The sequence below is a fragment of the Nocardia sp. NPDC057353 genome (genome assembly GCF_042667085.1).
In the GTDB taxonomy this organism is placed as follows: Bacteria; Actinomycetota; Actinomycetes; order Mycobacteriales; family Mycobacteriaceae; genus Nocardia.
This window is the reverse complement of record NZ_JBHVAK010000035.1, coordinates 63,360-72,502: the sequence shown is the minus strand read 5'-3', so window position 1 is coordinate 72,502 and position 9,143 is coordinate 63,360. Positions and strand designations below refer to the sequence as shown.

The window sequence follows — 9,143 nt, the reverse complement described above, 5'->3', positions numbered from 1 at the left end:
CCCGGAGGGCCGGACGGCCACTCCTTGAAAGCCACTACAGGCAAGAACCGATCAGCCACATCCGACCCTCCTGGGCCGCCTGACAACTTACGGAGTACCGATGACGCTGCTTCGACGGCTCGCCCGGCGCGCCGACCCCGACCCGGGTGCGGTCGCGCTGCAGGCGCGGGCGGTGCGCTTCGACTGGGCGGACACGCCACTGCACTGGATGCCGGGCGAGCCCATCGCCTCGCACCTGATCAACGCGCTGAACCTGCTGCTCCCCGAGGGTGAGCGGATGTTCTGCGCCGCCTACGGCGAGGCGCTCCCGCTGGTCCGCGACGAACAGCTGCGCGCCGCCATGCTCGGCTTCGTCGGGCAGGAGGCGGTGCACGCCGACACGCACGAGAAGGTGCTGCACGAGGTGCTCGCGGCGGCCGGTATCGATCCAGGGCCCTACCTGCGGCAGGCGGAGTTCCTGTTCCGGAAGACGCTGGGCCCGCGGGGCTCGGTCCAGACGCTGGTCGAGCGGCTCACCTTCATCGCCTGCCTGGAGCACTTCTTCGCCTACCTCGGGGACTGGGTGCTCAATGCCGACCTGGAGGGGTTCGGGGCGGACCCGCGGATGGCCGACCTGTACCGCTGGCACGGGGCGGAGGAGGTGGAGCACCGGCACGTCGCGCACGACGTCGCGGTGTACTTCGGCGCGGGCTACCTGCGCCGGTCCGCCGTCATGACGCTGACCTTCCCGGTGTTTCTGCTGCTCCTGCTGCGCGGGACCCGCTTCCTGGTGCGGCAGGACCCGGCGCTGCCCGACCACGGTTACCCGGTGCTCATGCTCCGGGTCGGCGCCGCCATGTGGCGCGGGGCGCTGCCGGGGGTGCCGTCGCTGCTGCGCAGCGCGGCGAGCACGTTCGTGCCCGGGTACGACCCGGGCGGGGTCGGGTCGACGGCGCAGGCGGTGGCGTACCTCGCGCAGTCGCCCGCCGCGCGGGCGGCGGCGTCGTGATCGAGAGCCCTGATGTCCCGCTGCCCGCCGATCTGTTCGGTGACGGCCGCCCCGATCGCGCGCTGCGCGTGGTGCACGCCCTCGCCTCGGCCCGGCTGCGCTGGTCCGCGCTGACCCATCGCCGCGCGCCGGTCACGGCGGTGCGCGCGGACCGGCTGCCGCTGATCGTGGCGCGCCGCGAGCAGGTCGCGGACGATGTCATCGCCTTCACCTTCCGCGCGCCGGACGGCGGCAGCCTGCCCCGCTGGCACCCCGGCGCGCACCTCGACCTGGAGTTGCCGTCCGGCCGCTTCCGCCAGTACTCGCTCTGCGGCGACCCGGACGACCGCCGCGCCTACCGGATCGCGGTGCGCCGCATCGACGGCGGCGGCGGCTCGCTCGAGCTCCACCAATCCGTCACGGCCGGAAGCTCGTTGGTTGCTCGCGGCCCACGGAACGCCTTCCCGTTCGCGGTCCCCGGCTTCGGGTCACCCGCCCGGCGGCTGCTCTTCGTGGCGGGCGGCATCGGCATCACCCCGATCCTGCCCATGCTCCGGCTCGCCGACCGGCTCGGCGCCGACTGGTCGCTGACCTACACGGGCCGCACCCGCGAATCCCTGCCCTTCCGAACCGAACTCGCCCGCCACGGGACCCGCGCCCGGCTCCGCACCGACGACCGCGACGGCCTGCCCGACGCCGCCGAACTCCTCCCCGGCCTCGCGCCCGGCACCGCCGTCTACTGCTGCGGCCCTTCCGGCCTCACCGACACCGTGCTCGCCGCCACCCGCACCATGCCCGGCGTCGAGGTGCACTTCGAGCGCTTCGGCCCCGCGCCGGTCACCAACGGCGTCCCGTTCGAGCTGGAGCTGGCCCGCACCGGCGAGGTACTCGCCGTGCCCGCCGACCGCTCCGCCCTCGACGTCCTGCTCGAGGCGAGACCGGACCGCCTCTACTCGTGCAGGCAGGGCTTCTGCCGCACCTGCGTCACCCGGGTGCTGGTGGGCGAGCCCGACCACCGCGACGGCGCCCTCACCCCGGCCGAGCGCGCCGCGGGCGCGATGCTGCCGTGCGTCTCCAGGGCCGCGGGCGGCCGCCTGGTGCTCGACGCCTGAACGGTCAGCCCAGTGGGCGATCGGCCCGCTGACCGGTCGGTCCGCTGAACGGTCAGCCCGCGGCGAGCCGCGCCAGCTCCGTTTCCACCGCCGCCACCTGTTGGGCGCAGACCCCCCACGGCCGCTCCACCCCGACCACGGTGTCCAGATCCCAGAGCACGCACCGCTCCCCGGGCCGCGCCACCAGCGACCACGCCACCACCGTCCGCCCGAGCTGCCGCTCCACCGGCTCCGGCTTCCCACGCCCCGCGCCCTCGGGGGAGTGGTGCAGGAAGCGCCCGTACGCCGCGTCGCAGAACTCCGCGTACCGCTCGGTGCAGAGAATGAGCCCGTGCCACGCCTCGTCGACCGCGTGCGAGGGCATGCCGATCATCCGCCCGTCGCGCAGCGCCGCCCCGCAGCAGCGCAGCCACTGCCGCAACCCCGTGACCACCAAGTCGCGCGGCTGCCACGGACAGGTCTTGAACATGGGTTCGACGAGATCGAGCGCCTCGACGGCCCGCTCGACCCGGCCCAGGTCGATCGCGGGCCGCGCGGGCGCGCGGGAACGGAGGAGCGCCACCTCCCCACTGTAATCCGCCGGGCTCGATTCGCGCTGCTTAGAGCCGGTTTCGGCGCTACCATTCGGCCATGATCGCCGTTCTCGTCGTCACGCTGGTGCTGCTGGTGCTGGTCTTCCTCGTCATCGGGTTCCTGGTGTGGCGGTTGGTGGCCAGCGCGCACGATCAGCTCGGTGAGTTCACCTCGTCGATCGGCAGCGGCGGCGGTTACTCGCCGTGGAGCGCCGCCGACTCGGGTGGTTCGAGTACGCACTGGCACGACGGTGGCTCCTCGAGCAGCGATTCCTCGTCGCATCATCACGATCCGCACACGCACGGTTCGTCCTGCTCCAGCGGCAGTTCGTGCAGCAGCGGTTCCTCCTGCAGCAGTGGTTCGTCGTGCAGCAGCGGGAGCAGCAGCAGCTGCGGCGGGGGTTCCTGATCCTTTTCTGCCAGAAGCCAGGCGGCATTATGATTGCTGGCGGTTAGCTATTCGGGCTCATGTGCTCGCCGTGCCGGTGTGCTCCGCCCCGCTCGATCGGGGGTATGTCCGGATGGGGTCGAAAACTTGTCGGAAATCACAATCCGGGCCCGGCGGACCGCTGTGATTCGGCACAAGCAGCGGCAATGCCGATCAGCGCTCCGTCCCGAATGGTTTGGGTGACCGCGGGTTCGGGAAACTCGGAAATACAGACCGGCTACCCGGTGCGCTGTCTCCGCCACAGGGCTACTGTGCCGTCCGTGGAAATTCTGATCGTGGTCGCGGTCGTCGCTGTCGTTCTGTTCATGGTCATCGGTGTCGTGCACATCGCCAGCCGACCCCCCTTGGATCGCAGTCGCTGGGAGAATGCCGAACCCAGGGCGCAGCGCATCGACACCGGCCCCCGGTAACCCTTCGCTCCGACCCGGCGTCCGATGCGTTCGCGCATCGGACGCGGATCACGCCTGCTTTCCCCGAGCGGGCGTCAGCACCACCACCGCGAGCGGCCGTGAGGTCCGCTTCTGATAGTCGGTGTACCGCCCCTGATTCACCGTGTCCACAATCGTCCACCTGCGCAGGTAATCCGGATCCCCCGGATACGTCGGCTTCGCCGTCACCCGCAGCCGCTCCCGCCCCACCTGGATCTCGCACTCCGGCCGCGCCTTCAGATTCGCCAGCCACCCCGGCGCCCGCGGCGAACCGCCATTCGACGCCGTCACCAGGAAATTGTCCCCGTCCCGCCCGTACGTCAACGCCGCAACCCGCGGCTCCCCGGTCTTCCGCCCCACGGTCCGCAGCAGCAGCACTGGATTTCCGAACAGCACCCGGTGCCCCAGCCGCCCGTCACTGCGCTCGTACACCCACTGGTGCGCCTGCAACAGCTTCACGAACACACTCGCCATCGCGGCCTCCGGAACCTCGTGGTACGTCCCTCGTCACCCTAGTGTGGGGGCCGAAACTGGTGTGGAGATCAGGTGAGCCGGTAGCATCCGGTGGCACTCGTGATCACGAGGTCTGGGGGCGGTAGCTCAGTCGGTTAGAGCCGTGGACTCATAATCCATTGGTCGCGGGTTCGAGCCCCGCCCGCCCCACAAATAGCTCTCACCTGCAAAGATAGCGGCGGCAGTCCAGAACAGCGCTTCTACACCACTGTATTGTGCGAGTGGAATTTCCTTGGTCATGGGGCCCGACCTGGATGACATCCGCGAGCTCGGCCAAGTACCACGGCGACGGCGATCCCCGCACCTCTGGCCCGGGTTCGGGGTGTCGACGCACCGGGAGCACTTGCGCAGCCCGGCAGCCCGCTGACCAGCCGGGTGGTCGTCGGATGCCGTCGATCAGTAGTGGTCATTCGCCACCGCCGCCACAATCACTGGTGGAACCGCCGCCGCTGTCTCCGCTCACGGAGTCCCCTCCCCCGCAGCGAGCACGATCGTCGCGCGTCGTCGGGCCTCCGCCCCCACCATCGCCTGCGAGCCACTGCTCGTCGGTGCCGCCGCGGGGCCTGGCGTGGGTCGCGTCCGCGGCCCGCCCCAGTCCCGCGACGCCGAACCACACCCCGGCCGCGAGGGCCAGAAAAGCCAGAAGGATGTTCGAATAGAAGGCCAGATAAATGCCGACCACCGACAGAACGATAGCGATCACTAGCATCGCGGATCCCCCGATCCGACTGGGTCCACAGCCCCGGTCGACTGTGCCGCACTTATTCTATCGGGCCGGAAATGCCGCGCCGCCACAGAACGATCTGATCCGATCCAGCTGCGGCTCAGCGAGATTCGACCTCCATCCGCGACCATTCGCCGGCCCCGCCGGTGCGGACGGCACCGCTGCATCGGCGACGCGTGTGCCGGCGCGGCCCGGCGGGCGTGGTTGTCCCGCTGCCGCTCGCTGTCTTAGGCGTCTCGTACTCGGCCGGGGTCAGGTAGTGCAGGCGGGCGTTGTTGTACCAGCCGGCTGCTCCAGGTCGAGACGTAGGTGAAATCCGCCACCCAGACCCGGTCCGGCGCCGGGGCGGTGCAGTCGCGGTTGCGCATGTCGGTGGCGCGGACACCCACATCGCCGCGATCAACCACTGGCTCCGGGACCAGTGACATCTGACCGAGACAGCGGGCTCACCTCCGACCTCGGAAATTGGAAGCTACGGTCGGCATCGACCCGTGTGTTGCCTGTTCAGTTTCGAGAGCCGTTCACCACGAGCCTACGTGAACGACGCTGTCCGGAGCGGTGGTGAGGTCAGCCTCGAATTGCTTCGGTCGAAGCTCTTCATCGGCCGGGAGGTAATTTCGGTAATGCGCAAGCCGGCCGCCGCTCGCGACATACCCTCCGTCATCCGAGCGAGCAAGCTCGATCCCGGAGACGACAACCAGGTCGATCGGCTGACCCGTTTCGTTTCCGCGCGCATGCTCGACCTCTTTCACTGTAAGAAAAATGGACGACCCAGCACCGGTCGTCCCTTTCACCTCCACCCGCTTCTCCGCCCCGTCGCGGGTGAACTTCAGGTCATACGGCTTCCCGACGCGCACAGCGTCGGTCCAACCCTCGACCCTTTCCAGGTAATCGATCGCCATGTCTTCAGCATGCAACTCCACGGCTTTCCGCTTACGCGGGTCACTGGTGAATCCCTGACCTCCACTGGCGCGCTGAGGAACAGACGGAATCGCGTCCTGACCCAGCGGGACCGAGGGAAGTTCGGTCGCGTCCCACCCTGCGTACTCCAGGAGTCGGAGCAAGTCGTCGTCGGCCAGCTCGAGGTAACGAGGCTTGGCGTGCGCGATGCTGACTGCTTGGAGCAGGTCCTCTGGCAGCTCCGCTGCCGCGATCTGCGCCACCTCGGCGAAGGAGGAAATCGCGAAGCGGTGGGTGTATCGGACTTCGCCGGACTCCAGCTCGTCCGGCCACAGCGGCAGAAGCCCCTCGGTGACGACGCCGGAGTCGCGGCGCGCGATGTGCAGGGTGAGCGACGCGCGGTCCCGCCACAGGTCGGCGTGGGCGCGGGGGCCGTGCGGCAGCCCGTTCACCTCGGAGCAGATCACGAGCCATTCGAAGGGTGCCTCCACGACCGGCCCGTGCCGCTCCGGGATGCCCCAGATCTGTTTGCGGAGTCCCCATTCGACGTTCGCCGTCGCCTTCTTCGGCACGAAGGTGACCACAACCCTGACAGTCATGCGGTGCACCCTATTTCAGAGTTCGAGCGGTGTACGAGGTCGGTGAGGTACGCGTTCGTCGCCGGGTCGGTGGCGTGGATGACGACGCCGCGCATCGGACGCGTCAGGAGGACCTTGTAGACGTTGCGGATGAGGGTGTCGATGGTGTGGTCGGCGAGGGGGGTCTTGCGGGAACTCCGCATGCTCGGGTCGAGGTTGTGGCCGCGTCGGGGGCGGAGGCGGTGGCCGTCGTAGGCGATGTCGGGACCGAGGATGACTCCGGCCCAGTCGTATTCGAACCCCTGGGCCGTGTACACGCAGCCGATCTGGCCGAATCCGCGCTGGTCGGTGGCCCAGACGGACGAGGGGGGTGTATCGCCCTTGAAGTTGTCGGCCTTCTTGTTCCAGGGGCGGTGCCAGCTGCCGATGCGGACATCGGGGACGAGGGTGCCGTCGGGGTTGGCGGGGCTCCACGGCCAGCAAAAGCCCGCGGTCATCCTGGCGGTCGCGCCTGCCTCGTTCTCGGCGCGCAGGAACTCCTCCATTTCGAGCGGATTCGCGGCGACGCGCACGTCGAAGTCGGTGCCCGTCCAGGGGGTAGGGCCGCCGACCCGGATGCCGAGCAGGCGCCGGACCCACTCGTCGTATTCGGCGCTGCCGCCGCAGCGGAACTGGCCGTCGAGGGTGATCTGGTGGACGAGGTAGCCGGCGCGGGCGGCGTGGTCGCGGATGTAGTCGACGCGTCCGACCTCGTCGGGGCGCACCACCTGGTCCTCGTCGAGCAGGAAGACCGGGACGCGGGCGGCGGCCATGAGCTCGTCGATCTGGGGGCCCTTCGTGCGATGTTCCGCACTGACCCAGCGGTTGTTCGAGGTCTGCCGGATGCGGTGCGCCTCGTCGCAGATGAGCACGTCGAGGTGGTTCTCCTCGACCCTGGCGAAGTCGCGGTAGTAGGTGAACAGCTTCTTCAGCTGGGGCGAGCGCCTGCCGGGGAAGCGGCGCATCGACTCGGTGACGGCGACCGAGCCGGTGGCGTAGTGGACCCGCTTGTCGCGGCGCTGCAGCGCGCTCAGCAGCGCGACCGCGATCTTGGTCTTGCCGCTGCCAGGGCCGCCGGTCACGAGCACGATGCTCTTGCGCGGATCGCGCGCGGCCGCCTCGACCCGGTGGAGCACGGTCTCGTAGGCGACCTGCTGGTTGTCGAGCAGCACGTAGTCGGTCGGGGCGCGGAGTTCGTCGTGGACGAAGTCGAGGAACGGTCTGCGGTCCAGGTTCGGGCTGTTCAGCAACCGGTCGGCGGCCGCGGCGCCGGACTTCGGCGCGAAGCGTTCCAGCAGGTACTGCACCAGGTCGGCGGAGCGGTCGCCGGTGAACATCCGGCCCAGGTCGGTGATCGGCGCGGAGAGCAGCGGCGCGACCGAGTCGCGGGTGGCGTTGTGCAGGTAGGCGACGCCGTGCACGGCTCCTGGCCGGTGGTGCAGGATCTCCACGAACTGCTGCAGGTACAGGCAGTAGCCGCGGACCTGCTCGACGGGGTGCAGGTGCTCGCCGGGCATGAACCGGGTGCGCACTATCCGCTCGCCGGTGCCGACGAGTTCGGCCTCGCTCCACTGCTTGAGTTCGACGGCCACATAGCTGTCGCCGCCCTGCGGGTCCACTCCGGCGAGGAGCACGTCGATCTTCTTGTTCGAGGACTTCGGAAGGGGATACTCGACCAGCATCTCGACCATGCCGAGCCCCGCGCCGACCAGCAGCCGGGCCAGGTGGGTGCCGCTCACCGTCCATGAGCGCGCCCGCGCTCCCTTCCCTTTCTCGTGCGTGGCCGCGGCGATCGCCGCGGCCAGCGCGTCCTGCGACTCGAAATCCAGCACTTCCTGCGCCGTCGCGCGAAATACCGGCAGCACCAGCATCTCCCCCTGCTCATCTTCGAAAACAACTGTGCCGACACGGTATCGGGAGCGACCGACATGGTCGGGACGGGCGAACGCGGTCAGCCGGAGGTACGCCGATCCCACAGCAGCGCGGCGAAGGTGAGCAGCCAGGCGCCGACCGCGACCGCTAGCAAACCGGCGCCGAGGGTTCGGAGGACGGTCGTGTCGATGGTGGTCCCGGCGGTCCAGCAGGCGACGGCGGTCATGCCGAGGGGGAAGACGGTCGCCCAGCGGCGGATGTCGTAGCCGGGGCGCGGGCGGGCGACCTCGGCGACCATCAGCACCACGTAACCGGCCAGCGCGAGGGCGAGCAGGGCCAGCACCGCAGGGCGCAGCCAGGAGAGGTGGACCAGCAGCTTGGCGCAGGCCAGGGCGGAGATGGAGAGCGCGCCGGTGGCGACCCACTGATCCCCGCGGCCCTCGAACACCTGGCCGAGGTCGAAATGCAGGAACGCCGCGACGTAGAGCACCAGCCCGCCGAGGAAGAACAGGAGAGCGGGCCAGACCAGCCGGCCGCCGAGGGTGGCGCCGAGGACGGCGATGCCCTGGGTGGCCACGCAGACCAGGAAGGCGGCGCCGGGCATGCGCGGGCCCCAGTGCCTGATCACGGTGGTCAGTAGCACCGGCCAGACCAGCACGGCCACCGCGATCAGCGCATACGCCACCCACGGCACCCCGCCGAGCGCGATCCGGGTGCCGAGCACGGTGGTGGCGGCGACGGCGGTCAGGGCGGGCGGGGTGTCGGCTTCGGTGCGCCAGCGATCGCGCTCCCATACGAACCGCAGCACGAAATCGACGGCGAGCACCGCCCAGATGAGCGCGCCGATGGCGAACCAGATCCAGGAGAGCACGGCGAACCCGGTCAGATGCAGCCCGGTGGAGACGATCTCGGTCGCCATGACGAACGACCCCGCCGCCGGCGGCAGCTCCCGCCACCATCGCTCACCCACCCGGCCATCACACCGGCAAC

10 protein-coding genes and 1 tRNA gene are annotated in these 9,143 nt (G+C 69.8%); 5 read left to right on the top strand and 6 right to left on the bottom strand.

All coding sequences use genetic code 11. From position 1 onward, the window contains the following. The first annotated feature begins 100 nt into the window (after positions 1 to 100). Positions 101 to 988, top strand: a complete 888-nt coding sequence (locus ACFUUZ_RS19370) for a metal-dependent hydrolase (RefSeq protein WP_378698009.1) — start codon at positions 101 to 103, stop codon at positions 986 to 988. Beyond that, a complete protein-coding gene (locus tag ACFUUZ_RS19365) occupies positions 988 to 2,079 on the top strand; it encodes a PDR/VanB family oxidoreductase (protein WP_378698017.1) in 1,092 nt (363 codons plus the stop codon). The genes ACFUUZ_RS19370 and ACFUUZ_RS19365 overlap by 1 nt, the downstream gene beginning before the upstream one ends. A 52-nt stretch (positions 2,080 to 2,131) precedes the next feature. On the opposite strand, the gene ACFUUZ_RS19360 is transcribed toward ACFUUZ_RS19365, so the two are convergent. Then, positions 2,132 to 2,548, bottom strand: coding sequence for a hypothetical protein (locus ACFUUZ_RS19360; protein ID WP_378698015.1), 417 nt, complete (start codon positions 2,546 to 2,548; stop codon positions 2,132 to 2,134). 161 nt (positions 2,549 to 2,709) lie between these two features. Between ACFUUZ_RS19360 and ACFUUZ_RS19355 the strand changes: the two genes are divergently transcribed. Both ACFUUZ_RS19355 and ACFUUZ_RS19350 read left to right on the top strand, forming a co-directional pair. Next, positions 2,710 to 3,060 (top strand): hypothetical protein, encoded by a 351-nt coding sequence (locus ACFUUZ_RS19355; RefSeq protein WP_378698007.1) that lies wholly within the window; start codon positions 2,710 to 2,712, stop codon positions 3,058 to 3,060. A 299-nt stretch (positions 3,061 to 3,359) separates the two neighbouring features. Beyond that, the gene (locus tag ACFUUZ_RS19350; RefSeq protein ID WP_378698005.1) at positions 3,360 to 3,509 is read left to right on the top strand and encodes a hypothetical protein; all 150 of its coding nucleotides are present in this window, start codon (positions 3,360 to 3,362) and stop codon (positions 3,507 to 3,509) included. Positions 3,510 to 3,557: 48 nt separating this feature from the next. Here ACFUUZ_RS19350 and ACFUUZ_RS19345 read toward each other — a convergent pair whose 3' ends face one another. Then, on the bottom strand, positions 3,558 to 4,001 hold the full coding sequence (locus tag ACFUUZ_RS19345; RefSeq protein WP_378698003.1) for a nitroreductase family deazaflavin-dependent oxidoreductase: 444 nt from the start codon (positions 3,999 to 4,001) through the stop codon (positions 3,558 to 3,560). A gap of 115 nt (positions 4,002 to 4,116) precedes the next feature. On the opposite strand from ACFUUZ_RS19345, the gene ACFUUZ_RS19340 reads away from it, so the two are divergent. Next, positions 4,117 to 4,190: transfer RNA gene (locus tag ACFUUZ_RS19340), tRNA-Ile, on the top strand. A gap of 256 nt (positions 4,191 to 4,446) precedes the next feature. Here the strand turns inward: ACFUUZ_RS19340 and ACFUUZ_RS19335 are convergent. The 4 genes from ACFUUZ_RS19335 to ACFUUZ_RS19320 form a co-directional block, all read right to left on the bottom strand. Then, the gene (locus tag ACFUUZ_RS19335) at positions 4,447 to 4,749 is read right to left on the bottom strand and encodes a hypothetical protein (protein WP_378698001.1); all 303 of its coding nucleotides are present in this window, start codon (positions 4,747 to 4,749) and stop codon (positions 4,447 to 4,449) included. A 536-nt stretch (positions 4,750 to 5,285) separates the two neighbouring features. After that, positions 5,286 to 6,263, bottom strand: coding sequence for a protein NO VEIN domain-containing protein (locus ACFUUZ_RS19330; RefSeq protein WP_378697999.1), 978 nt, complete (start codon positions 6,261 to 6,263; stop codon positions 5,286 to 5,288). Beyond that, a complete protein-coding gene (locus ACFUUZ_RS19325; protein WP_378697997.1) occupies positions 6,260 to 8,152 on the bottom strand; it encodes a DNA/RNA helicase domain-containing protein in 1,893 nt (630 codons plus the stop codon). Before ACFUUZ_RS19325 ends, ACFUUZ_RS19330 begins: the two co-directional genes overlap by 4 nt. 80 nt (positions 8,153 to 8,232) lie before the next feature. Next, the gene (locus tag ACFUUZ_RS19320) at positions 8,233 to 9,123 is read right to left on the bottom strand and encodes a tellurite resistance/C4-dicarboxylate transporter family protein (protein WP_378697995.1); all 891 of its coding nucleotides are present in this window, start codon (positions 9,121 to 9,123) and stop codon (positions 8,233 to 8,235) included. Positions 9,124 to 9,143 lie beyond the last annotated feature (20 nt).